The sequence below is a fragment of the Bdellovibrio bacteriovorus str. Tiberius genome (assembly GCF_000317895.1).
Lineage (GTDB): Bacteria > Bdellovibrionota > Bdellovibrionia > Bdellovibrionales > Bdellovibrionaceae > Bdellovibrio > Bdellovibrio bacteriovorus_F.
Genome location: NC_019567.1, coordinates 826705 through 852250, shown reverse-complemented (window position 1 = coordinate 852250; position 25546 = coordinate 826705). Strand labels below are relative to the sequence as shown.

The 25546-nt window shown below is 49.4% G+C and carries 20 protein-coding genes, 2 tRNA genes and 3 rRNA genes; 3 read left to right on the top strand and 22 right to left on the bottom strand.

Features of this window, described 5'->3' with window-relative positions:
- Positions 1 to 276: 276 nt before the first annotated feature.
- Complete coding sequence (locus tag BDT_RS04175; protein WP_015090015.1) at positions 277 to 960, bottom strand: FliG C-terminal domain-containing protein; 684 nt, start codon at positions 958 to 960, stop codon at positions 277 to 279.
- Positions 961 to 1241: 281 nt separating this feature from the next.
- Positions 1242 to 2372: an MIDAS family adhesin gene (locus BDT_RS04170; RefSeq protein WP_235046260.1), complete on the bottom strand. Its 1131-nt coding sequence runs from the start codon at positions 2370 to 2372 to the stop codon at positions 1242 to 1244.
- 319 nt (positions 2373 to 2691) lie between these two features.
- Here BDT_RS04170 and BDT_RS04165 point away from each other — a divergent pair, with 319 nt between their 5' ends.
- Together BDT_RS04165 and BDT_RS04160 are read left to right on the top strand one after the other, a co-directional pair.
- Positions 2692 to 3315, top strand: a complete 624-nt coding sequence (locus tag BDT_RS04165; protein ID WP_015090013.1) for a hypothetical protein — start codon at positions 2692 to 2694, stop codon at positions 3313 to 3315.
- A 163-nt stretch (positions 3316 to 3478) separates the two neighbouring features.
- Positions 3479 to 4492, top strand: a complete 1014-nt coding sequence (locus tag BDT_RS04160; RefSeq protein ID WP_015090012.1) for an alpha/beta fold hydrolase — start codon at positions 3479 to 3481, stop codon at positions 4490 to 4492.
- A gap of 224 nt (positions 4493 to 4716) precedes the next feature.
- On the opposite strand, the gene rrf is transcribed toward BDT_RS04160, so the two are convergent.
- From rrf to BDT_RS04130, 6 genes are all read right to left on the bottom strand, one after another.
- Positions 4717 to 4833, bottom strand: a 5S ribosomal RNA gene (rrf, locus tag BDT_RS04155).
- 253 nt (positions 4834 to 5086) lie between these two features.
- Positions 5087 to 8027, bottom strand: a 23S ribosomal RNA gene (locus tag BDT_RS04150).
- 110 nt (positions 8028 to 8137) lie between these two features.
- Positions 8138 to 8214 (bottom strand) — tRNA-Ile (locus BDT_RS04145).
- 142 nt (positions 8215 to 8356) lie between these two features.
- Positions 8357 to 9861 (bottom strand): 16S ribosomal RNA (locus tag BDT_RS04140).
- Together the 16S, 23S and 5S rRNA genes with 2 tRNA genes alongside form the textbook arrangement of a ribosomal RNA operon.
- Before the next feature lie 269 nt (positions 9862 to 10130).
- Positions 10131 to 10206: transfer RNA gene (locus tag BDT_RS04135), tRNA-Ala, on the bottom strand.
- Between the two features lie 155 nt (positions 10207 to 10361).
- Positions 10362 to 10877 (bottom strand): hypothetical protein, encoded by a 516-nt coding sequence (locus BDT_RS04130; RefSeq protein WP_015090011.1) that lies wholly within the window; start codon positions 10875 to 10877, stop codon positions 10362 to 10364.
- A 225-nt stretch (positions 10878 to 11102) separates the two neighbouring features.
- Between BDT_RS04130 and BDT_RS04125 the strand changes: the two genes are divergently transcribed.
- Positions 11103 to 11408 (top strand): cupin domain-containing protein, encoded by a 306-nt coding sequence (locus BDT_RS04125; RefSeq protein ID WP_015090010.1) that lies wholly within the window; start codon positions 11103 to 11105, stop codon positions 11406 to 11408.
- Between the two features lie 127 nt (positions 11409 to 11535).
- Here BDT_RS04125 and BDT_RS04120 read toward each other — a convergent pair whose 3' ends face one another.
- From BDT_RS04120 to carB, 14 genes are all read right to left on the bottom strand, one after another.
- Positions 11536 to 12849, bottom strand: a complete 1314-nt coding sequence (locus BDT_RS04120) for a replication-associated recombination protein A (RefSeq protein WP_015090009.1) — start codon at positions 12847 to 12849, stop codon at positions 11536 to 11538.
- A 35-nt stretch (positions 12850 to 12884) separates the two neighbouring features.
- Positions 12885 to 13124, bottom strand: a complete 240-nt coding sequence (locus tag BDT_RS04115; protein WP_041577013.1) for a hypothetical protein — start codon at positions 13122 to 13124, stop codon at positions 12885 to 12887.
- Between the two features lie 105 nt (positions 13125 to 13229).
- On the bottom strand, positions 13230 to 13619 hold the full coding sequence (locus BDT_RS04110; protein WP_015090008.1) for a hypothetical protein: 390 nt from the start codon (positions 13617 to 13619) through the stop codon (positions 13230 to 13232).
- A gap of 9 nt (positions 13620 to 13628) precedes the next feature.
- Positions 13629 to 13835 carry a hypothetical protein gene (locus BDT_RS04105; protein WP_015090007.1) on the bottom strand — a complete coding sequence of 69 codons (207 nt, stop codon included), beginning with the start codon at positions 13833 to 13835 and terminating at the stop codon, positions 13629 to 13631.
- A 12-nt stretch (positions 13836 to 13847) separates the two neighbouring features.
- Positions 13848 to 16028: a type IV pilus secretin PilQ family protein gene (pilQ, locus tag BDT_RS04100; RefSeq protein WP_041577011.1), complete on the bottom strand. Its 2181-nt coding sequence runs from the start codon at positions 16026 to 16028 to the stop codon at positions 13848 to 13850.
- 23 nt (positions 16029 to 16051) lie between these two features.
- Positions 16052 to 16750, bottom strand: a complete 699-nt coding sequence (locus BDT_RS04095) for a pilus assembly protein PilP (protein WP_148278701.1) — start codon at positions 16748 to 16750, stop codon at positions 16052 to 16054.
- Positions 16747 to 17340: a type 4a pilus biogenesis protein PilO gene (locus BDT_RS04090; RefSeq protein WP_015090004.1), complete on the bottom strand. Its 594-nt coding sequence runs from the start codon at positions 17338 to 17340 to the stop codon at positions 16747 to 16749. The genes BDT_RS04095 and BDT_RS04090 overlap by 4 nt, the downstream gene beginning before the upstream one ends.
- Positions 17333 to 17944, bottom strand: a complete 612-nt coding sequence (locus BDT_RS04085; protein WP_015090003.1) for a PilN domain-containing protein — start codon at positions 17942 to 17944, stop codon at positions 17333 to 17335. The genes BDT_RS04090 and BDT_RS04085 overlap by 8 nt, the downstream gene beginning before the upstream one ends.
- The gene (gene pilM / locus BDT_RS04080; RefSeq protein WP_015090002.1) at positions 17941 to 18996 is read right to left on the bottom strand and encodes a type IV pilus assembly protein PilM; all 1056 of its coding nucleotides are present in this window, start codon (positions 18994 to 18996) and stop codon (positions 17941 to 17943) included. The genes BDT_RS04085 and pilM overlap by 4 nt, the downstream gene beginning before the upstream one ends.
- A gap of 170 nt (positions 18997 to 19166) precedes the next feature.
- On the bottom strand, positions 19167 to 19955 hold the full coding sequence (locus BDT_RS04075) for a prepilin peptidase (RefSeq protein ID WP_015090001.1): 789 nt from the start codon (positions 19953 to 19955) through the stop codon (positions 19167 to 19169).
- Positions 19948 to 20718, bottom strand: a complete 771-nt coding sequence (locus BDT_RS04070; protein WP_235046259.1) for an ABC transporter permease — start codon at positions 20716 to 20718, stop codon at positions 19948 to 19950. The genes BDT_RS04075 and BDT_RS04070 overlap by 8 nt, the downstream gene beginning before the upstream one ends.
- Positions 20711 to 21454, bottom strand: coding sequence for an ABC transporter ATP-binding protein (locus BDT_RS04065; protein WP_015089999.1), 744 nt, complete (start codon positions 21452 to 21454; stop codon positions 20711 to 20713). The genes BDT_RS04070 and BDT_RS04065 overlap by 8 nt, the downstream gene beginning before the upstream one ends.
- Positions 21455 to 21460: 6 nt before the next feature.
- Complete coding sequence (locus BDT_RS04060; RefSeq protein ID WP_015089998.1) at positions 21461 to 22351, bottom strand: substrate-binding domain-containing protein; 891 nt, start codon at positions 22349 to 22351, stop codon at positions 21461 to 21463.
- Positions 22348 to 25542 (bottom strand): carbamoyl-phosphate synthase large subunit, encoded by a 3195-nt coding sequence (gene carB, locus BDT_RS04055; protein ID WP_015089997.1) that lies wholly within the window; start codon positions 25540 to 25542, stop codon positions 22348 to 22350. Before carB ends, BDT_RS04060 begins: the two co-directional genes overlap by 4 nt.
- Positions 25543 to 25546 lie beyond the last annotated feature (4 nt).

Sequence of the window (25546 nt, the reverse complement as noted above, 5' to 3'; positions counted from 1 at the left end):
TAAACCCTCGACAAAATAACGGGAAATCCAGACCAAGGACGACCACGAGTTTCCATGAAAACACCAACATGGTTTTCAAAATTCAAACGCAAACTGTTTCAAAATGAAATGATGAGAAGAAGAATAGGATTGATTGATTGATTGATTGATTGATTGATTGATTGATTGATTGAACAAATTAGAGGAAGAGATTGATCCAACCTTTTCATCTATTCCCAAAAAGAAAAACCCCACCTAAAAAGATGGGGTTCGACGAGTTCGAATCTATGCAGTGACCTAGGCGATCTTTTTAATCTGCGACAACTTATCCTTAAGCACCGAGTTCTCATGCTTCAAAGCATTCACTTCGGAAGCCAGCTGATTCACCTTGCGCTTCAAGAACTCATTTTCCTGCTGGGATGCCGGATCCGAATCCCCCACGATATTGGGTTTGGAATCCTTTTTCGCCACCGGCTCAGAATCAAATGTCGGTGTCGCGAAGGCATTCACACTCAGCATCTCTTCGATGTTCTCTGGGATGTGCAGTTCAGGATCCACCTTTTCCAGACGGATAATACCCTGAGAAACAAACCCACGAACCTCTGAAAGCATCTTGGAAATACATGTCGACTTCTCTGCTGCCGTCGGCGCAGACTCGGCCATCATGTCAGTGATTTTTCTTTTGGAAATCGGCGGCAGGCAGGCCAGCAACTGATCCACCTGCTCTTGTGGATTGCCATGCAGAGCATTTGCCAGCGTCAACGGCTGCACGCGGGAGAAGATCTCCACCAGATACTGCCCGTCCCAGCTGTACACGCGTGTGATGGTCAGGATGCGTTTACGAAGTGCTTCTTCCCAAGCCGGGCTTTCGCCACCGATCAAACCCAGGAACTGTTCACGCTTCGCTGCAGGTGATGTTTCCAACAGCTGAAGAAGTTGAAAGAAGCCGCCCTTTTTTTTGTATCTGTCTAACATGCCCATGGGTAAATTATCGGATGTGTAATGCAGGACTAAAGGACATCTGACGGCTATTTTTATTATCAAAAAAGTTTTATTCCGCGATGAAACATCCCCCATTCGTAGTGGCAAAAAGTTAGTCAAAAAACCAAACTTCCCGTCTCGCTTTGAGAAGAATGCTTTTGTAACTGAAGCCACCCGAACCAGCGAAAGGACACCCCTCGAAGGAAAGATCCATGATCCTGAAAATAAAAAAGGCAAAGCCGTGAAGCTTTGCCTTTACCAAAACGCTCTGCAATTTATTGTTAGTTCAAAGAATCACACTTGTAAGACAGGCTCACACTTGTGCCTGGGGACAGGTACTGGTTGAACTTCAAAGTCTTACCAACCAGGCTGTAACCCACTGGAGAACCCGACACAGTCACAATCAGATCCTGAGGGCTGGAACAATTCAACATGATGTCCTTGATACGGTCCGTGATCTTGGAACGGATCTGACCCAGCTGGGAGGTATAGTCGTTGGAGCAGATGTCTGCAGCCATACCCCAACCATTGTTCGTGAAGGACAGATACACATTCCCGATACTGCCTGTCACCAAACCCGTTGTCGGAGAATAGTTGTCCAAAGTCTGACCGTTTTGCTGGGCAAGACAGTTGTTATCTTTCACCACGATCGCATGCACACTTAAGGAATTGAACTTGTCAGCGCCCAAGCTGCTTTTTACGTTGTTGATCAGGTAGTTTGGCTGATCCATCTGATCCAGAACATAACCACCGTTACCATACAGACCGGATCTTTCATCCTCGTCCGCCAGGAAGATCACTGCCAAGTGAGCATCGCTGCGAATGAAGCTGGACGGATTGTTTTTAACAACCAGATTTGCAGCGTAAACACCACGCTCATCGCCGGATGGACAGTTCTGAGCATAAGCCTGGGAATAAGCCGAGGACTCAATAGAAGCCAGGTTCCCGCCGTTGTTGCGGATCCAGTTGGCAATGAACTTCTCACAAGCCAGGGTTTCAGGTCTTTGAATTGTACTGTTGAACAAACTCATGCGATTGCTGTGATTGCGGGTGATATAAGGATTGCCGCCGAAAGAAACCAGGCTGCCAGCATCGGATCTTGCCACATCGGTGGTTGTCATCGCGATACGATAGTCGATTTGTTGATTGTCCAGATCAGCAATAAAGTTTTGGAATCGCGGCGCCAGCCTTGCCTGTTCAAATGACATGGAGGCAGAGTTGTCATTTACTATAAGGATGTCGACCTTACCGCGGCCCGCAGTCTGGGAGTAATTGAATGCGTATTTGCCGTTCTCGACCACACAGCCTGAGTCTTTACATTTGCTGTCGTCCAAAGAGAACTTCACCGGGGAACATCCCACGTAAAGCCCTACAAAGAAGGAAATGGCAGCCATTCTGGTAAGTGTTTTCATAGACACACCTCTCTCAACCTCCATACATCCAAGGTCAGTGCCAAAACCGGGTGTTTTTTACAAATATCTGTAATTACAGACTTTTTACTGTTTCATTTTGACCCCTTGGCACCCTCGCCCCTGTCGATCTCTTGGACAGGAGCCCCCGAAAGACACTTTTTTGTCTGCAATTTCAGAGGCTTATAAACTTCCCACCACCTAGGCCGAAGGAGCGATTTTGGTCCTCGGGCCGAAAGCCTTTGAGGCTGGGTTCAATCTTTCCAATAATAGAAGGGCTGGCTCTTGCCGGCCAAAGCTGCACATCATTGGGAGCATCTGCATGATCACAAAATTATTGGGCACCTTCATCATCCTGGCCGCTTTTACGATTGGATATATTGTCCTGAAAGATGACCTGGGACTTAGCACCACAAAAAAGAGCAACGGCAAACAAACCGAAGCCTGCATTCAACTGACTCCGGCACAGCAACTATCCAAAATGATCAATGACGATTTCCAAAATCTGGCCGTCAACGGCGAGCTGCCTGCAGAATGGTCCAATATCGCCACCGTAGAACTGCGCATGAATTCAGTTTTGGCAAAAACAATCCTGGGCAAAGAACGTCCGAATATTCAAAGGGTCAAAGAGGGGGCCAATTATCTGGAACTTGAGATCATGGATCTTCCAGACGATGAAAATCCCGGCATCATCATTCAGGCAAGTCTGTTCGATATCAAATCCAAGAATAAAATCTTCGAAATCGGCCGTACTTACACAATGAATGATCTGAATCGTGTAACTCCACCACAAACCGAAGAGCCAGCAAAAGCGGATGCTTCGGCAAAACCCACAGCTCCACCTGCGCCAAATGCCCCGCCAGAGAGCAGTGCAACTCCTCAGCAGCAACCAGCGGTTCAGCAGTCAACTCCCGGCGCTCAGCCGGCGAATCCACCAAAACAATAGAAAATAGTTTTCCGACAAATGAACCGAAATACTGCCTGACCGTCTAAAGAACTCAGGCAGTATTAGATCCACTGCTCTGATTTTTTTAACTTCGGCCTCGAATAAAAAAGGCAACTCCCAGCTTGTCGTCGCAACTTCGAGACCAACAGCAAAGGAGATCAACATGAAAAACACCCTGCTAGTCGCAGCCCTGCTGATAACCACGGCCTGCGCAAGTACCAGCACAAAACCAACTGCCGAAACCAAAACAGCCAAAGGCTTCGATTCAGTACTGTCGACCTATCAATATCCTTTCCCGGTGCACTTCCATAATTTCAAATCCCAAGGCCAGGATCTGAAAATGGCGTACATGGATATCGCCCCCACCAAGGAAAGTAACAAAGGCGCCATCGTTCTGCTGCACGGAAAGAACTTTCCTGGTGCCTACTTTCAAACTTTGATTAACTCCCTGACGGCCGAAGGCTTCCGGGTGATTGTGCCGGATCAAATCGGATTCGGTAAGTCGACAAAACCCGCTTACTATCAATATAGCTTCCACGCTCTGGGACAAAACACCCAGAATCTTTTAAAGGCTTTGAATGTAGAAAAATACAAACTTTTGGGTCACTCAATGGGCGGAATGGTCGCCAGCCGTATGAGTTTGATGTTCCCAGATTCAGTGACTCAGCTATTCCTGGTGAATCCGATCGGTCTTGAAGACTGGAAAACAATGACTTCTTACCGTCCCGTCGAAGATGGTTTCCGCGGAGAACTGGCAAGCTCTCCGGAAAAGATTAAACAATACCAATTGGACAGTTACTACGATGGAAAATGGAAATCGGAATATGATAAGTGGCTGGAAATTCCAACCGGCTGGATCCTGGGCCCTGACTATTCAGTGATTGCCTGGAATGCCGCTCTGACTTCCGACATGGCATTCACCCAGCCTGTGATTTATGAATTCAAAAACATCAAAGCACCGACTGTACTGATTATCGGACAAAGAGACCGAACAGCCATCGGTAAAGCCTGGGCCCCTGAAGAGAATAAGAAGAAGATGGGTAACTATCCAGCACTAGGAAGACAAGCCGCCCGCCTGATTCCAAAATCAAAACTGGAAGAACTCAAAGGCCTGGGGCACATGCCCTTCATCGAAGACTACGAAACCTTCTGGCAAGCGATGAAAAAGCACCTTTAAAGAAACTCAGATCTACAGAACCAACAATTCATTTAAAAAAAGATCTGTTAGAAACAGAATCTACAAACGAAAAAAGCCCGGCATTGACCGGGCTTTTCTTATATCAAAATCCATTATCTACGCATCGCTTCGGAAAAAGTAAGCAGGTACCTTTTAGCCTATCGTCAGATTTCGGGCATAAAAAAACCCGGATTACTTTCGTAACCCGGGTTCAAGTAAAATAGAGCTGGCGTCGTGCTACTCTCCCACATTGTCACCAATGCAATACCATCGCCGCAAGAGGACTTAACTTCTGAGTTCGGAATGGGATCAGGTGTGGCCCCTCTGCTATAAACACCAGCAAAGCGTTTATTAATCAAAGTGGTTAGCTTCTTACACTAACCTTTTCGTTCTTTGCAACTTACTTCCAATCCAAATGGAGAAGTTACTTTCTTTTTATCATTACAACTGAATGATTGATTTAATTGATTTTTAGCGAGTCGCTGTTAGTTCCACATTTCACTCTCTTACTTATTCAGAGAGCTAGTCTCTCGTTCCAATTAAGGAAGTCTCTGAGACGAAATCTTCGTTAGATAAATCTAAGAAGAATGTTTTTTAAAAAAGCCTCACGACCTATTAGTACTGATCAGCTCAATACATTGCTGTACTTACACCTTCAGCCTATCAACCTCGTAGTCTCCAAGGGGTCTTTAGGGGGCCGAAGCCCCAGTGAGATCTAATCTTGTAGTTTGCTTCCCGCTTAGATGCTTTCAGCGGTTATCAATTCCGAACATAGCTACCCTGCATTGCTCTTGGCAGAACAACAGGAACACCAGAGGTTCGTCCATCCCGGTCCTCTCGTACTAAGGACAGGTCTACTCAAATCTCATACGCCCACAGAAGATAAGGACCAAACTGTCTCACGACGTTCTGAACCCAGCTCGCGTACCACTTTAATTAGCGAACAGCTAAACCCTTGGGACCTGCTCCAGCCCCAGGATGTGATGAGCCGACATCGAGGTGCCAAACTCCATCGTCGATATGGACTCTTGGATGGAATAAGCCTGTTATCCCCGGAGTACCTTTTATCCGTTGAGCGATGGCCCTTCCACGCGGGACCACCGGATCACTTTGGCCTGCTTTCGCACCTGCTCGACTTGTAGGTCTCGCAGTCAAGCCCCCTTATGCCAATGCACTCGACGCCTGGTTTCCAATCAGGCTGAGGGGACCATCGCGCGCCTCCGTTACTTTTTGGGAGGCGACCGCCCCAGTCAAACTGCCCACCAGACAGTGTCCCTCTGCTCGTAAAGAGCAGCAGGTTAGATTTCAAAGGTGCCAAGGGTGGTATTTCAAGGTTGACTCCACAATGGCTAGCGCCACTGCTTCAAAGTCTCCCACCTATCCTACACATGCCAACTCTAAAATCACTGCCAAGCTACAGTAAAGGTTCACGGGGTCTTTCCGTCTTTCTGCGGGTACTCGGCATTTTCACCGAGAATTCAATTTCGCGAGGCATTTGGTCGAGACACCGGAGAAGTCGTTACGCCATTCGTGCAGGTCGGAACTTACCCGACAAGGAATTTCGCTACCTTAGGACCGTTATAGTTACGGCCGCCGTTTACTGGGGCTTCGATTCTCAGCTTCGCTTACGCTAACTAATCCTCTTAACCTTCCAGCACCGGGCAGGCGTCAGTATGTATACTTCGTCTTGAGACTTTGCACATACCTGTGTTTTTGATAAACAGTCGCTACTCCCATTTCTCTGCGACCCGAAAAAGCTTGGGGAGTAAATCCTTACACTCTCGCGGGCACACCTTTTCCCGAAGTTACGGTGTTAAGTTGCCGAGTTCCTTGACCAAAATTCACCCCATCGCCTTAGGATATTCACCCCACTCACCTGAGTCGGTTTACGGTACGAGCTAATAAAACTAAACTTACGAAACTTTTCTTGGATACATGGCTTTTCACACTTCCGGGACAAGTCCCTCGCATTCACACCTCAGAGTTAAGACCAGCGGATTTGCCTACTGATCCTCCTACATGCTTACACCTCAATCCAATAAGAGGCTGTGATATCCTATACCGTCATTCCTTAAGCGCGATTTATTAGGTAACGGAATATTAACCGTTTTGCCATCGATTACGCCACTTGGCCTCATCTTAGGTCTCGACTAACCCTGGGAAGATTATCTTTACCCAGGAATCCTTGAGTTTTCGGCGCCCGGGTTTTTCACCCGAGTTCAACGCTACTTATGTCAGCATGATCACTTCTAGTTCGTCCAGCTGTCCTACCGGTCAACCTTCATCCTACACTAGAACGCTCCCCTACCACTAAAATATAAAATATCTTAATCCAAAGCTTCGGTAACACGCTTAGCCCCGTTGTATCTTCCGCGCAGAGTCACTAGACTAGTGAGCTATTACGCTTTCTTTAAAGGATTGCTGCTTCTAAGCCAACCTCCTAGTTGTCAAAGTAACTCCACAACGTTCTCCACTGAGCGTGCATTTAGGGACCTTAGCTGTTGGTCTGGGCTCTTTCCCTCTCGACTCATGACCTTATCACCCTGAGTCTGCCTGCCAGGGAACATATCAATGGCATTCGGAGTTTATTTGGGTTTGGTAATCCGGTAAAGACCCCTAGCCCATTCAGTGCTCTACCTCCATGATATTTTTTACCTGACGCTATACCTAAATATATTTCGGGGAGAACCAGCTATCACCCAGTTTGATTGGCCTTTCACCCCTAATCACAGATCATCAAAAGAGTTTTCAACCTCAACTTGTTCGGTCCTCCACGAGGTGTTACCCTCGCTTCAACCTGTCCATGATTAGATCACCGGGTTTCGGGTCTATGCCTGCATACTAAATCGCCCTATTCAGACTCGCTTTCGCTACGGCTCCACCTACAACGGCTTAACCTCGCATGCAAACATAACTCGCTGACTCATTATGCAAAAGGTACGCTATCGACCACTTAAGGGTCTCTAACTGCTTGTAGACTTACGGTTTCAGGTTCTATTTCACTCCCCTCTCGGGGTTCTTTTCACCTTTCCCTCACGGTACTTGTTCACTATCGGTCACTAAGGAATATTTAGCCTTATGAGGTGGTCCTCACAGATTCCCACGAAATTTCACGTGTTTCGTGGTACTCGGGATGCCGCTAGGGCCTTCGAAGTTTTCGAGTACGGGGCTATCACCCTATCTTGCCAGACTTTCCAGACTGTTACTCTAACTTCTCCGGTCCCACATTGCGGTCCCACGACCCCTCATTCAAATTAATGAATAAGGTTTAGGCTGTTCCCCGTTCGCTCGCCACTACTGGGGGAATCTCGGAATTGATTTCTCTTCCTGAGGGTACTGAGATGTTTCACTTCCCCTCGTTCGCTTCAAACAACTATGTATTCATTGAGTGATACCATAAATGGTGGGTTTCCCCATTCGGAAATCTCCGGATCAAAGTGTGTGTGCCACTCCCCGAAGCTTATCGCAGCTTACCACGTCCTTCATCGCTTCTTAGTGCCAAAGGCATCCACCGTAAGCCCTTTGTAGCTTAAAAAAATGGAACTAACCTCGCTAAAAATCAACTAAATCAATCTATTCAATTGTCAAAGAACGAAAACCGTTCAGCAAAACTCTAACTTACACCGCATTCCAGTTATTAGAACTTGGTGGGCCTGGGAAGACTCGAACTTCCGACCCCACGCTTATCAAGCGTGTGCTCTAACCAACTGAGCTACAGGCCCGTTAGGCTTCACTCTCTCAAAACTAAACAGCTAGATAGATTTTTGGGACTCACTTACTCGGGAAGAGTAAGTTGACCTAAGATTGGGTCATTTTAACTTATCAAGAACAAGTCTTGATGAAGATTGACCGGATAATCCTTAGAAAGGAGGTGATCCAGCCGCAGGTTCCCCTACGGCTACCTTGTTACGACTTCACCCCAATCATCGACCATACCTTGGGCGCCTGCCTCCTTGCGGTTAGCGCAGCGACTTCTGGTACAGCCAACTTTCATGGTGTGACGGGCGGTGTGTACAAGGCCCGGGAACGTATTCACCGCGGCATTCTGATCCGCGATTACTAGCGATTCCAACTTCATGATCTCGAGTTGCAGAGATCAATCTGAACTTAGATAGCTTTTAAGCGATTTGCTCTACCTCGCGGCTTAGCTTCGCTCTGTGACTACCATTGTAGCACGTGTGTAGCCCTAGGCATAAGGGCCATGAGGACTTGACGTCATCCCCACCTTCCTCCGGTTTAACACCGGCAGTCCATCTAGAGTGCCCAACTGAATGCTGGCAACTAAATGCAGGGGTTGCGCTCGTTGCGGGACTTAACCCAACATCTCACGACACGAGCTGACGACAGCCATGCAGCACCTGTGTACCGACCCTTGCGGGCGACGACATTTCTGCCAGTCTTCCAGTACATGTCAAGCCTAGGTAAGGTTCTTCGCGTTGCATCGAATTAAACCACATGCTCCACCGCTTGTGCGGGCCCCCGTCAATTTCTTTGAGTTTTAATCTTGCGACCGTACTCCCCAGGCGGGATACTTAACGCGTTAGCTTCGTCACTGAAGGGGTCAATACCTCCAACAACAAGTATCCATCGTTTACGGCGTGGACTACCAGGGTATCTAATCCTGTTTGATCCCCACGCTTTCGGATCTCAGTGTCAGTGTTCGGCCAGTTACCCGCCTTCGCCTCCGGTATTCCTGTTGATATCTACGTATTTCACCACTACACCAACAATTCTAGTAACCTCTCCGACACTCAAGCTTCGCAGTATCAAATGCACTTCCAGGGTTGAGCCCTGGGCTTTCACATCTGACTTACAAAGCCACCTACATCCGCTTTACGCCCAATAATTCCGAACAACGCTAGGATCCCTCGTCTTACCGCGGCTGCTGGCACGAAGTTAGCCGATCCTTTCTTACAGGGTACATTCATTGTGTTATTCCCCTGCGACAGAGCTTTACGACCCGAAGGCCTTCATCACTCACGCGGCGTCGCTGCATCAGAGTTTCCTCCATTGTGCAATATTCCCTACTGCTGCCTCCCGTAGGAGTCTGGACCGTGTCTCAGTTCCAGTGTGACTGATCATCCTCTCAGACCAGTTAAAGATCGTCGCCTTGGTGAGCCGTTACCTCACCAACTAGCTAATCTTACGCGGACTCATCTTAGAGCGAAAAACCTTTGACCCCTAGAGCCGCAGCTCCTGTGGTCTTATGCGGTATTAGCTAATCTTTCGACTAGTTATCCCCCACTCTAAGGCAGATTATCCACGCGTTCCTCACCCGTGCGCCACTAGGTATTGCTACCCCGTTCGACTTGCATGTATTAGGCACGCCGCCAGCGTTTGTTCTGAGCCAGAATCAAACTCTCCAGTTTAAATTCTGTTTAGAAGCAAACAGCTAGCTTTTACGCTATTGTTTGTTCGAATATTTTTTGAAATTGTGAATACCAATTACTCGGTATTCAAAGAGCCCAAAAATCTATTTTATCTAGCTATTCAGTTTTCAAAGAGCGAACATTTTATCGTGACTTCGTTTTATTCCGAATCGCGAGGAACCAATCTTATCAAAGATTTTGTCCCCGTCAACTATCTTTTTTCTTTTTTTAACTTTCGACCTAAGTCTTAGTTAAGAAGAAGAAAAAGTTGGTGGAGGCAACAGGGATCGAACCTGCGACCTTCTGAATGCAAATCAGATGCTCTCCCAGCTGAGCTATGCCCCCGAACGAAGTGGAGCTGTTTTCTCGTAAGGGCCGAAAAAGGTCAATAGCTTTTTTTCGAAAATTTAATAACTCACCTGAAGTTGCTCAATAAATAACCGAGGCAGGGGCCTCGGTTATTGTAAAAAACATAGATAAGTATTTGAATTTACGTAAGATTAGGCGCTAGCCTTGAATTTTGACGCAAGCAGTCTGTTGAGCCACTTTCTTTCAAAACTAAGGTCGAACCCGACCTTTTCGCCTCCGGATACGATGGCTGTATAGACCTTTTTAAGGATTTCAACCTCGTGATCCAGGCCGTTGTCGGCTCCCATGGACTCTTCAATAGCCTCGTACACACTCAATAGGTCCGGTGTTGTCACCACTTTAGGGATACGGGACATATCCAAACCCAGGGTTTCCAGTGGCTTGAATCCTACCAGTGTCTCTGTCAGCAGCACCTTTGTGCCGTTCTTGAAGTTCACCTGAATGAAGGGCTTGCCTTCAGAGTCTGCGCGGTGAAGGACTTCATTCACGTCCTGAGTGTTGAAGGAGAATAATTTCCCGTCTAGATCCTGGCGAATTTGCACTCGACCTGACTCGTTGATCTTCGCACGAAGACCTTTGGAGGCATCGACAAAATTCAGGATGTGATCTAGCTCAGCATGTGTCGACTTCGTTTTAGAACTGCTCAAATTACCCTCCCCTAATATATAGGGCGTCTCTAACTTACATTAGAGATATCGACAATCCCTTGAAGGACTTAACAAGAAAACAAAAAAAGATGAGAATCCGGCCTCTTATCCTGTCGCAATTTGAATAAAATTTCGTGATACTGTTTCAAGCCGGGATTCGTCGGCGGCGCGCCTTGTCCCGGGCGTTCCGATTTGAGATAAACTGGCCTGAAAGAGGCACACACTATGATCATCACACGTTGGCAAGCTCCGATCATCCCAAGCAAACAACAGGTTCTTATGATTCTGGAATCAGAAGGCATGGAGCCGTATGAGCAAACTTTAGAACCGGCTAAGAAAGTCGGCGACCACCGCAAACCCTTTGCTGAAGTGCGAGTTATCATCAGTGGTGAAATGATTTTCAACGTTTCCGGCAATCAGTTTGTCCTGCGCCCCGGAGACCGTGTTGAAATCCCGGGTAACACCCGCTTCTCTTACGTTGCTCAGGGCGGAGAACCCTGCGTGACTGTTTGCGCACAAAGAGCGATCTAGTTTTTCATTGAGATTAAAAACTAAAAAGCCCCCTTCTTCACAGACGGGGGCTTTTTTTTTATTTCATTCAGACAGACCGCTCACAGCTGTTTGAAAGCACAGTCTGTGGGCTTCTTTATATATAGAACTATTCCTTATCCTTCTTCAGCTTCATCCAGCCAAGGTAATCGCGGATGTTCTTTTCAAAGCCTCTTGTGGTCGGTTCATAGATCGCGGTCTTTTCAACTTCTTCCGGCAGATAGGACTGTTCCACCCAGCCCGTTGGATAGTTGTGCGGGTATTTGTAATCGCGGCCGTATCCCAGATCCTTCGCCAGCGCCGTCTTTGCAGATCGCAAATGCAGAGGCACCGGCAGAGTGCGGGTTTTTTCCACCAATTCGCGCGCTTTGTGCAAAGCCATGTAGGAAGCGTTGGATTTCGGGCAAGACGCCAGATATGTCGTCACTTGGGAAAGAGTGATTGCTCCCTCGGGCAGACCAATGGCTTCCACCGCCTGCAGACCCGCGATCGCCACTGAAATTGCGCGAGGATCAGCGTTTCCGATATCTTCCGACGCCAGAATAATCAAACGGCGCGCGATAAACACCGGGTCTTCCCCGCCATCAAGCATTCTTGCCAGATAATACATGGCTGCATCCGGATCACTGCCACGAATGCTTTTAATAAACGCCGAAATGGTGTCGTAATGCATTTCAGAGTTCTTGTCATAGCCCAGAGGATTCTGCTGCAGAAGTTCGCGCATGTCGTTCACATCCAGCAGCGGGCCTTCCACCTCATCCTTTGTAAAGGTGTATAGAATCTCAAGACTGTTAATCAGACGACGGGCATCGCCGTCGGAGTATTCCAGCAGATTTTTATGGGCGTCCTCGGTCAGGATTCTGTCCAATGGCTTTGCATAGTGGGTTTCAGCACGTTTGACGATGTTGTTCAGATCGTCTTCGGACAGACGCTCGAAAATCACCACACGACAGCGGCTGAGCAGGGCGCGGTTTAACTCATAGCTGGGATTTTCGGTGGTTGCCCCAACCAGTACCAGATCGCCTTTTTCGACAAACGGCAAAAGCACGTCCTGCTGGGCTTTGTTAAATCTGTGAATTTCATCCACGAAAAGAATGGTCTTTTGCTGGTACTGAAGGCGACGGTCTTTGCCAGCTTCGCCCACTTCCCGCAGCGCCTTGGCACCGGAATCCACCGCGTTCAAATGTACATAGTGCGCATTGAAGTGCTGGGACAAGGCCAGAGCAAAAGTGGTCTTCCCAGTACCGGGAGGCCCCCAAATGATCAGGCTGGGCAAATAGCCCTTGCGAAGCATCTGTCCTAGCTTGGACTGAGGCCCCAGGGTCTTTTGCTGCCCAAAGATATCATCCAGCGTCTTGGGACGCAGGATTTCTGACAGCGGTGAAGTTCCATGGGAGGCTTGAGATGCAGAAAAAAGATCCATAGGAGGGTCATAAACCATCCCCTTCCCAGAATCCACTATTTAATGCAACTGATCGTGGGTGTATTTGGGTTGCGAGCACCACTGATTGCATAGCAGACAACCCCATCTGGCTGCTTGATCTGATAGATAGCGGTTTCGGTCGCTTCAGGCCTTACAAGGATTGTTTCCACCGTTGTTCCATCGGTGAACTGACTGACGGCAAAAGGCTTCATACCTGCCCAGGAAATTCCAATCCCTATCGCCAACGACAATACGACAAGTAAAGTGGTTTTCATATTCACCTCACTTCAAGTTAAGCGAGGACTGCCAAGATGGGTCAAACCTAAATAAAAAAGGGCGGTTTTGCCGCCCTTTTTACATATTCACTTTTGTCAGATGACTTAGTCGCCAAGGCTTTCGATGGAAATGAAGCCGGTGGTTCTTTCAGGAGTCAGCTCGCCCGTGGAGTCACGAGAAAAACCGATCACATCAACCGTTCCTGAAGCTTGGAAAGAGTTGGAGGCGCTCAAGCCACCGCACACGATAGGACAAGTGGCAGACACGCTCTGAGCGGGAGTGTATCTTTCGGCCGCGTTTGTCGGAGCCTTGTAGCTTGCGATTTCCGGGCCGCCAACGGCAGCCTCACCTTTTGCCCACCATGTGTCGTTCAAAGCCAGCAAATTGTCGCCAGAGAACTCACACACGTAAGAACCGCCCGAGAACTGCCCGCCCTGGAATTTCAGGCGCACAGAGGCGACAATGAGGGTCTTTTCGACGTTCGGCCAAGCCACGGTTAGATACTACACCTGGAAGAATGCCGCACCGACGTCGTTTGGCGAGGGGTTGGTGGAGTCTTCCGTTTTTTTGGTTATACAGCTCTTTGCCGAAGCGTTGATCACATAAGTGCGGGACGGAGAAACCGTCACCTGCAGATCACTTTCAGTCTGCGAGCAGTTTGGCAGGGTTACTGCCACCAATGCCAACAATAAAACTTTCCAGTGTCGCATGGGTCCTCCTCGTTAGAAATCGGTGGTTGTCGGGTTGCCTGCGTTGGAATCAATCTGACCCATGATTCTTGGGGTCAGGAAGATCAGCAACTCAGACTTTTCCTTGGAGATGTTCTTGGTCTTAAACAGATAACTTACAAATGGCAATTCGCGGAACCAAGGAACACCAATCTCACCGTCTGTCGCATCACTTTGATAGATACCACCGATAACAGCGGTCTGGCCGTTTTTCACCAGGACACGGGTGTTGGCTTCACGGCTGTTCACCGCAAAAGCACCCTGACCGGCACTGGACACGTCAGCACCACGGAATTGTCTGTTAACCAGTACTTTCATGATAACAGATCCATCCGCCGTTACCTGTGGAGTCACCTCAAGTTTCAGCGTCAACGGTTTGAACTGGAACGTTTCCTGAGTCGCCGTACCATTCTGAGTCACCTGACGAACCGGAACTTCCGTCGTCTGATTGATGTCGGCTTTTTCATTGGACAGGGTCATGATACGCGGAGCGGAGATGATTTTAACCTGCTCTTCGCTTTCGTTCAGGGCCAGAGCCGCTGACAAAGTGCCAAAGATGTCCAAAGTACCCACATTCAGATTGAAGTTCAAAGCACCGGAGGAACCCGCCGCACTCTGATTCACGTTGAAGGATGGATTCATGTTCACCGGACCACGCGCCGTGGAACCCAGCTTGATTGGCGCGCCCGTCGCACTCCAGTTCACACCGATATTGCGAGTGAAGCTTTCTTTCGCCTCAACGATTTTACCCTCAATGGAAACTTGAGCGGGCTGCGTATCAAGGCTGGCGATCAGACGGGCTGCTCTTTCCAGGTTTTCTTCGATATCGGTCACAACCAAAGCATTCGTACGAACGTCGCCGACCACACGGCCACGGTCACCCAGGAAGTCTTTGATCTTCTTTTCTAGCTCGTCCACTTTCGCGTAGCTGACTGGGAACATGCGAACCTTCAAAGGTTCCAGGTTCTTTCTGGCCTGAGCCAGTTTTGTTGCATCATCTTCTTCCGCTTTCAGATCCTGAAGTGGAGCGATACGCAAAACGTTGCCCTGACGGGTGTAACCCAGTTTTTTGGCTTTCATGATCACAACCAGCGCCTGGTCCCAGGGAACCTGACGCAGTTTCAGGCTGACCGCACCTTTAACGTCTTCAGAGATCACCATGTTCACGCCGGATTCTTCAGTGATGAAGTTCAAAGCGTCACGGATATCCATGTTGCTGGTCTCGATAGAGATCTTTTTACCGTAGAACTTGGTGTTGCCGGCAAGGAACTCTGTCAGATTCTGGCTTGGCAGGATGTTATTGTCTTCCATCGCCGTGCTGACATCAGTTACTTCCATCGCCTCTGCCGGAGCAGATCCGCTGGCCACGATCAGAAGGCTGTTGCCTTCCTGCTGAACCGCCGGCTCACCCACGCCTTCACGCATCTGGATCACAAAGCGTGCGGTAGCAGAACCCGGGTTTTGATAAGCATCAATCGCACCCACGCTGCCTTTGATGTCTTTGGTGTTCAAAGAGCGTTTCAAACGATCTGGAAGATTGGCGTTGTCCACTTCAATGATGAACTGGCGCAGATCCGGATTTGTACGGGTGGTGTACGTCAAAGGACGATCCCCCTGCACGATCACAGTTCCACCTGTTTCATTGGCGCGGAATTTAAGGTCCGTGATATTTGCCGGAGCTCCGGATGGAACAGCGGCAATCGTTTCAGTCACTGGTGCCGGAGCCGGCTCGGAAACCGGCGGCTGATCCGCAAACGGATCTGGCGTGGTTTCAGTCACCGTCGGTTCTGGAGTCTGAGCAGGAACATCCGCAACAGAACTGTCAGCAAACGGATCTTCCGTCGGGCTGGTTTCTTCCGGAGCAGGAGCTGGCGCATCGGCCACCTGTTCCTGACCGCCCGCCTCGTTCACTTCCTCTTCGATGGCCAGATCCTGGTCACCGGCAGGAGCCGCTTGAGATTCAGCTTGAGCTGGCTGTTGATTGTCGATTTCATCGAATTCTGCAAAGTCATCAGAGGCTGATTCAGCCGCTGGAGCGCTGTCGTCAGCAGACATCACATCCGCGGACGAGTCCATGCCATCCAAAGACAGATCGTCTTCAACCGGGCGGCTTGCACAGGAAGTCAGAGAGGCAATCATTGCGCTCAGGATTACTAATCTAATGAATCCGTTCATTAGTTCCTCCTCTTAAAAGATAACTATTTTTTCAACTCCATAATGCGTGACTCTTTAAAGGCTTTGCCGTCGTCGTATTTCGTTTCCACGACAACTACTTCCCCTTCACGGATCGCCGCCACGAATCCTTCGCTTCGGCCAATCTTGGAGTTTTTAGTCACTACAAATACAGCCCCGTCCGGATCTTTGATCATCGCACGAGGTGTTCTTACATCCCACAAAATACCCACAACCTGTAAACGATCAACTTCCCAGCGCTGCAGGGGCTCGAGAATCTCGTTTGGACGAGCCGCTTCCGGACCCGTTGGGCGGACCGTTTTAAAGACCTTAAACGGGTCTCTTTTTCCGGTCGGATCATAGATATATCCATCACTGGACAAAATCTGCTGCGGAGCCGGAGCTGTCATCTGGTCCCCAACCGGCATTTCATTTGCCGGAGGCGGAGGAATCTGTGCAGGCACATCCGCTGGTGGCGGAGTTTGTGCCGCCGGTGGTGTTTCGGCCGGAGTGCCCGCAGGAGGCGGACTGCCCGCAGGTGTGCCACCGGCTGGAGGCACCTGGGTGTTTTCAACCTCTTTCATGAATTCTGCGGGAAGATCGCCGTTGGACGGAGCATCCTGAGAATGCGCCGGCGCCATGAACTTCATGCTGACCGCAAAGGCCAGCCAAAGTCCCAGAGAGGCCACTAAAATGTAAGATACAATCCATCTTACAGACTTCACTGTGGGTTCTCCGTTGTAGCAGGCTTCTTCTCTTCAGGGGCCAGCTTGTAACCAACCACCTGTCCTTCAAACTTCAATTTACGGGAGCCCGGTTCGCTTTCAGAAATAACAACATTCTGAACGCGCGCCATACGCTCGGCCGTGGAAACCAGGAAAGTGAACTGAGCCAGTTCTGCGTAAGTGCCCTCAAGGGACACTTCGACAGGAACTTCTTCCACGACTTCTTTTTTAATGTTTTCACCCGGTTTTTTCGATTTCACGCTGACGCCGGCATTACGGGCGAAATCATCGATCGCCTTATTGATATCAATAGAGAAAAGCACCGCCGGCAAACGACGGGAGATCTCCTGATACTTCTGGCTGAGCTGACCGACTTTTTCCTGCATCTCCTGAACTTGTTTCAGAGTTGCATCGGTGTCTTTCTTTTTATTTTCTTCTTCCTGCAACTGCTGGTTCACAGTCACGATTTGCGCGTCGACTGCGGAACCGTCATCGTACATGAAGTTCCAATACATGGCTGTCAGCCCCAGGCCGATCACCAGGATTTTACCAATTGTCTGGACTGCGAGCAGATCAAATATTTTATTCATTTGCTCTCTCCAACAAACAACTGATTTCAAACTTCTTCAAACTGACCCCGTCGGTCACCGTTTCACTGGAACTGACAAGATTCACGTCCATCAGGAACACACTCTTGGTCAAAGCTTCCAGGAACTGAGAGACCTCAAAGTCACTTAAAGCAAGACCCTGAATGTTCACGCGGGTCGGATTCACCTGAATGCGGGTCAACCAGGCTTTTTCCGGAATCACCGTCTGCAGCAGATCCAATACGCGGATCTCACGCTGACGGTCTTTGGAAATTTTCTCCAAAGCCGAGATACGAGCCTCCATCAGAGCCTCGTCCTCTTTGAATTTTTTAATCTCGGCCACGGAATCCGCGGCTTTGGCGTTGTAGGTCTGAAGCTCGGCAAGAATCTGATTCTTGGAGTTCAGCTCTGCCACCTTGCCCGGTACGTTCTGGTTTTCGTAAATGTACAAAGCCAGAGGTCCCATCAGCAACAGCACGATGCGTTTCAACGCCTCTTTGCGGATCTCATCAGCCCCCATGAAGGAGTCAGAAGAAATCCCCAGAGAAGCCCCGATGGAACCGCCGCCCGAAGATGCTGCCTGAGAGGCAAGATTGATCTTAATCATGTCGCATCCCCCTGTTCACGCAGGGCCAGACCCGTCACAACCCCGGCAAAGGAGCTGATCTGATCAAGATATTCAGGAGAGAACTTTTTCGGATTCGCTTTCACACGCAGGAACGGATTGAATGGTTCCATCAGGATGCCCGTCACGCGGGAAACCGTTTCAACCAGCCCGGAGGTCGCAGAACTTCCCCCCGTGTAGAAACAACGGCTTAGAACCAGACCATTTGTAGTGGCGCTTAAGAAATCCAAACTGCTGCGGATTTCTTCAGTCACGGCCTCATTGGTGGCGCTGATGATGCTGTGAACTTCGTCGGGAACTTCACGGCGGGAAATCGCACTGAGTTTCAGGGCTTCGGCTTCCGCCACGGTCACACCCATCGCTTTGTGGATTTCATTGGTGTAGTTGGCGCCGCCGACAGGGATATCACGGCAGAAGATCACTTCGCCGTTTTGCAGAACCACGAAGTTTGTGATCGAAGCTCCGAAATTCAGGATGCCGATCACTTCGCCCGGGATTTTTCCGTAATTGAGTTCAAACGCATTGGCCAAAGCAAAGCCAGAAACGTCCAATACGCCGCAAGTCAGGCCACTGACCTCAATGACTTGAGTGTACTGAGTTACAAGTTCGTTCTGGGCCGCAATCAGAAGAATGTCCATGGCATCCGGGGATGCGCTGGAGTTCAGAATGTGGTGGGCCAGGCTGATATTATTGATATCAAACGGGATGTACTGCTCGGCCTCGAAACGAATCTGATCTTTGATAAGCTTGCGATCCATCTTGGGAATGGTGATCTTTTTCACGATCACGGCAGTTCCCCACATGGCTGTTGAAATGGATTTACGCTTGGTTTTTACTTCGTTGATCAACTGCTGTATGGCGATACCGACGGAGGCGATATCCACGATCTCCCCACCGGACACGGCATTGGGAGGCGTTGGTGCAAAACCAAAAGAGAGAAGCTGGGCGCCCTTGCCACTGACGTCCATTTCAGCAAGCTTGATGGAGCTCGATCCAATGTCGAGTCCTATGACCTTTTTCGATTTAAAAAACATGCTTACGCTGCTTCCCCAGTTGTACCACTCAGATGTCTTTTCAAAGACTTACGTCTTTAGGACCCAAGTCTGATATACTAAAATTATTTCTGCTTGGGTGGGGAATGTCAAACAAGGGTCGAGGCTGAAAACAAAAGGTCCAGCCCCGGGGCGAAGGTCTTGCTGTCAAATCAGACAGCGGGAAGGAACAATCCAAGGTACCAAAGGGCAATGACTTCACCGCCAAACAGGTAAATCACCGCCCCCAAAGCCAGGTAAGGACCGAACGGAATCACAGTCTTTAGTCCAGCCTTCTGCTTTCTGGCAGCGATCAAACCGATCACACTGCCCACAATTGCCGAGGTCATGATCACAAACGGAATGGCTTTCCAGCCGACAATGGCACCAATCCAAGCCAGAAGCTTGATATCGCCTCCGCCCATGCCTTCGTTTTTCGTGAACATATAATAGACGTAAGCCATCCCCCAAAGGAAGCCCCCGCCCATCAACACACCGAACAGGGCATCCAGGAACTCACGCTGAGGATTCAAAGCGGCGCCAACCAGTCCAATGACAATCCCGGAAAGAGTGAATTCATCCGGCAAAATCATGTGATCCAGATCGATAAACGTGCAGACAACAAGTCCAAAAATAAAGATCAGATATTCAAGCAGCGTCCAAGTCAGACCTGCATAGTGATAACAAAGCGCAAACAGCACGGCCATGATGATTTCCACCAGCGGGTAGCGGAAAGAAAACTTGGCGTGGCACTTACGGCATTTACCGCGAAGAATGAACCAGCTCAAGATAGGGATATTGTCATACCATTTGATCTGGGTTTTGCAGCTGTAGCAGTAGCTGCGAGGCTTGACGACACTTTCCTCGCGCGGCAGGCGATAGATCACGACATTGCCGAAACTTCCAAAAATCGCACCCAAAACAAAGAAAAGGACGTAAAAGCCCGTATCCAGATCAAACAATGTCTTTTCTCCTGAAGAAGAAGTTCGTCGCCAGCACCGCCAACAAAGCCCAGCCCGTCATGTGTGCCAACATCCAAAGAATATTTTCAGCCGGAATCCCCTTTTCAAGGAAGTACGCTGATTTCCAGTTCATACGATAGAAATTCGGGGTCAACCAGTGCAGAACTTTCACCGCCTGCACAAACATGTCTTCACGGCTTTTTTCCGCAAAGAAAGCCAGGTCCCCCAGCCAATGTCCCAGCAGGAACACCATAAATCCCGCCCCCAATGCCAGCACCGGACGCACCACCAAACTGAAGAAAATCACCAGACACAGAATCACGGCGCTTTCACACCACAAACTTAGAGCGATTTCCAGGAACGACAACAGGAACTGAGGTTCTTTCCACAGCCCCAGCAGGATCCACAACAAAACAGTCAAAGATCCCATCAAAAGACTGTTCAGTGCCAGGACACCCAAGAGTTTTCCAACGATGAACTGAGCGCGAGATACCGGACGGGACAAAATCAGCAGGCAGGTTTGCTTTTCAATTTCCTTGGCCAGCAAGTAGGCCCCGGAGAATAGCGAAATGCCCAAACCCGAGATCTGAATGGCCAGGAAACCAAAGTCCGTCAGAATTTTGCGTTGCTCAGCAAAGGACAATGCCCCCAACAAGAAGCTAAGGCCCAATAAAGCGATGGCAATCATCACGGCCACCATAAAGACACGTTCACGCAGCATTTCGCGCAAAGTGGTGCGCGCCAAGGTCAACACCTTATACACGGCCCTCCTCCTTTCCTTTCAGAACAGAGAAGGCTTTTTCCAGGCTTTGGAATTCAGCCATGAAGGAGTTCAACACCCCGTCGTACAGAATCTGACCACGATTAATCACCACCAGATGGGTGCAAAGCTCTTCCATATCCTGCAAAAGATGGCTGCTGAAGAACAGACTGACACCGCGCTTTTGCTCTTCGCGAAGGATGTCTTTCACCATGGCACGGCCATCGGGATCAAGACCTGACATGGGTTCATCTAAAATCAACAGATCCGGACGAGTGAGAATCGCCTGAGCAATCCCGATTCTTTGCAACATACCTTTGGAGTAAGTCCTAAGACGACGGTCACGGGCTTCGAAAAGATCGACTTTTTTCAGCGCTTCGTGGGCTCTTTCATGGAAGTCCTTCATCGCGGAACCATAACAAAGATTCCAGTGCAGACGCAGGAACTCCATACCCGTCAGGAATTCATAGAGATAAGGCCGCTCAGGAAGATACCCAATGCGGGTTTTGCTTTCGCTGGTCAGCGGGGATTCAAAAAAATGGATCTGACCACTGTCCGGGCGAATGAAATCAAAAAGACATTTGATGGTGGTGGTTTTACCAGCCCCATTGCTGCCGACAAATCCGGAAGTCTGACCTTCTGGCAAAGAGAAGGTCACGTCACGCAACACATGACGGTCCTTTTCAAAAAGACCGCCTTTAAATGTCTTATTCAGCTTTTCAATTGATAGTACAGCCATGAAAAACTATGGCTTCAGCTCGATATTCAAAGCCTTCACCATCTCCCTGACAGGATCATACTGTTTGGAGGTGGCTGGCATCAAGTCGCGAGAACCCAAAATCTCGGAGTACGTGTTTTTATTGCGTGTCTGTTCCAGAGCATCAATCAACGCGAACATCAAAGTGTGGGTTGTTTTTGGATAAGCATCATAGAAATCCTGGCGAACGCAGAAGGGATCATTCGGGATCGGAGCGCTTTTCCACAAAATACGGTATTTGGCTTTTTTATCAGTGCCGAATTTTTCCCAAGCCCCTTGTGTGCCTTTTTCATCGTCACTGAAGACGGCGGCCGCATCGACTTTCTTGGCTTCCAGGAACTGAATGGACGCCTGGTGATTGCCGGTGAATACAACTTCTTTGAAGTCCGTATCACTTAAACCCTCTTTGCGCAGGGCCACCTGTGGATACAAATACCCAGAAGAAGACTTGTCATCAACAAAGGCCACTTTTTTGCCCTTGAGGGCTTTCAAACTTTTGATCCCTGATCTTTGGGGTGTGATGATCATGGAATAGTAGTACGGCTCGTGCCATACCTTCTTTAGAAGGACCTTGGCTTGAGCCTGCTGTTCAGCAAAAACGTAGGTCGAAGAGCTGAAGAAGGCGAAATCCACCTTCTTCGTTTTCATGGCGTCGATCAGACCGACATAGTTCTTGGAAACGTAGATATTGACCGGAATATTGAGCTTGGCCTGAAGCTCTTTTGCCAGAGCCAGGCCTTGTTCACGCAGATTCTCGGGATTGCCCCCTGGGATCACACCAATGGTGATGCTGGGAGGAACTGCTTCAGAGGTGCCCTCCGCGGCAAAAGCTGTGGAGATCGCAAGAAGTGTCAGCAGTCCGAGAATAAGTCGTTTCAAAATTCCTCCATGGCCCCCAAGGCCTCGACTGATGATGACTCATTTCTTTCATTTTTCAAAGCAAGAATGAAGGCTTCAGCAGCGTCACTTTCTGTGAGGCATGGAATATTATAGTCAGTGCAAGCTCGACGAATGTCGAAACTGGCCTCAATTGCACGTCGACCCGAGGTCGTGTTGATCACAAAGGCAACATCGCCCGAACGAATCTTGTCCACACAGTGAGGACGGCCTTCATCAACTTTTCTAAGTGAAAGGCAGTTCACACCTTTGTCATTGAAGAAGTTCGCCGTCCCTGTTGTCGCCGACACCCCGTATCCCATGCGCTGAAGTTCACGCGCCAAAGGCAGCATAACCTCTTTGTCTTTATCACGCAGAGAGAAGAACACCTGACCGATTTTTGGAAGTCTTATGTTACTTGAAAGGAAAGCTTTCGCCAGCGCCTCGGAATAGTTCTTTCCGCGGCCCATGCTTTCACCGGTGGACTTCATTTCAGGGCCCAGGATGGAATCTGATTCCGGGAACTTCTTGAATGGGAAGACCACACCCTTCACCGAGACGGATTCGGTGTTTCTCCAGTTCAGGTTTTCAAGCTTCAGGTCTTTTTTCTTTTTACCCAGCATCGCCGCCACACCCAGATCAATCAGCGGAATTCCGGTGGCTTTAGCTACGAACGGCACCGAGCGGGAACTGCGCGGATTGGCTTCAAGCATGTACACCACATCGTTTTTCACAGCCAATTGCAGATTCAAGTGACCGATCACACCGATACGGTTCGCCAATTGCTTACTGAGGTCTTCAATGCGCTCGCAAGTTTCCGGTTTCAGACGGTGCGGAGGCAAAACCCCCATGGAGTCCCCGGAGTGAACTCCGGCGGCCTCGATGTGCTCGACAATTCCGCCGACCACAACCCAGTCATCCCCGCGCACCAGATCCACGTCGACTTCCAAAGCACCAGCCAGGAACTGATCCATCAGGCACGGCTTTTCCGGAGCGATATAGTCTTTGTGGCGTTGGAAGTAGGACAGAAGCTCTTCGGTGTTTTCAATCACTTCCATGCGGCGGCCACCCAGAACATAACTTGGACGGCAGATCATCGGGTAACCGACATTTTTTTCAATGCGAAGAGCTTCTTCCAAAGAACCGGCCATGCCGGAATTTGGAATTTCAAAATTCAGTTCGCGGCAAATTTTAGAGAACAATCCGCGGTCCTCCGCCAGATCGATTGTTTCAAGCGAAGAACCCAGCAAACGGTAACCGGCTTTCACCAGATCCGGAGCCACCCCAATAGGGGTCTGCCCACCCAGCTGAGCCACAAAACCATAGGGCTTCATGAAGCGCATAATTTCTGACAGACTTTCCACAGTCAGAGGTTCAAAGAACAACACGTCTGACGTGTCGTAGTCCGTGGAAACGGTTTCGGGATTGGAATTCACCATAATCACCTTGCGACCGTTTTTCTGGAAACCCTTCACTCCGCGCACACAGCTGTAGTCAAATTCGATCCCCTGCCCGATACGATTCGGACCGCTGCCGATCACCACCACGGCATCAGGTGCCTGAACTTTGGCGGAAGCCATTGGCCAGTAAGAAGAATAGAAATAAGGCGTTGAGGATTCAAATTCACCAGCACAAGTGTCCACTTGCTGATAGCGCGGGAACATCTGATGTTTTTCACGCAAAGCGCGGATGTCGGATTCTTTTTTGCCGATCAAAGCTGCCAAGCGGGCATCCGTGAAGCCTTTGCGTTTGGCCTTCAAAAGAAGATCCACGTTGTTTTCAGTGAAGTCCGCCTTGAACATTCTTTCGAATTTAATCAAAGCCTCGATGTGTTCCAGGAAATAAGGATTGATACGAGTCAGTTCCTCGATTTCCGCCACGGTTTTGCCATCACGGAAGGCCTGGAACAAATGATAGATACGACGGCTATTTGGATAAGAGATCTTACCGGTCTCAAGTTCCACCTCTGGAATTGCCTGAGGGTCTTTTTCAAGACTGGCCAAAGCCTTCATCAGGGATTCCTGCAGCGTGCGCCCGATCCCCATGACTTCGCCGACGCTTTTCATCTGCGTGGTCAGGGAGTCCTTGGAACCTGCGAACTTTTCAAAAGCAAAACGAGGAATCTTGGTAACGATGTAGTCCAAAGCCGGTTCGTAACAGCTTGGCGTGACCTTGGTGATGTCATTCTGAAGTTCATCCAAAGAATAACCAATCGCCAGCAAAGCTGCGATCTTGGCAATCGGGAACCCCGTCGCCTTACTGGCCAGCGCCGAAGAGCGGCTGACCCGCGGATTCATCTCAATCACCACACGCTCGCGTGTCGTTGGGTGAACCGCGAACTGAATGTTAGCCCCGCCCGTTTCAATACCCACTTCGTTGATGATCTTGCAGGCTTCATCACGCATGGATTGATATTCACGGTCGCTCAAGGTTTGTTGAGGGGCCACGGTGATGCTGTCACCTGTGTGTACACCGCAAGGATCCAGATTTTCGATACTGCACACAACCACGAACGTGCCCTTGTGATCACGCATGACCTCAAGTTCGTATTCTTTCCAACCCAGGATGCTTTCTTCCACCAGAACTTCAGAGGTCGGGCTTTCGTGCAACGCTGTCACCAGCATTTTTTTATATTCTTCCGGAGAATACGCGATACCACCGCCGCCCCCGCCCAGAGTGTAATTCGGGCGCAGGATCATCGGGTAACCCAGCTCGTCGGCGATTTGCAGGCCATGTTCGTAGGTACGGATCAGATGGCTTTTTGGGTACTTCGCACCGATTTTATCCAGCAGGCCGCGGAAGATTTCGCGGTCTTCACCGGCTTTAATCACCTGAGGTGTCGCGCCCAGCAACTGAACTTTATATTTTTGCAGGATGCCCTTGGCATGCAGATCCAAAGCAAGATTCAGAGCCGTCTGGCCGCCCAGAGTGGGAATCACGGCATCAGGCATTTCTTTGGCGATGATTTTTTCCAGATAGTCGACCTTCAAAGGTTCAACATACACGCGGGTGGCGATTTCTGGATCAGTCATGATCGTGGCGGGATTTGAATTCACCAGGATGACTTCAAGGCCCTCTTTCATCAGGGCCTTACAGGCTTGAGTGCCGGAGTAATCAAACTCACAGGCTTGTCCAATAACGATGGGTCCAGATCCGATAATAAGAACTCTCTTAATACTGGACTTGCGCGGCACTCTT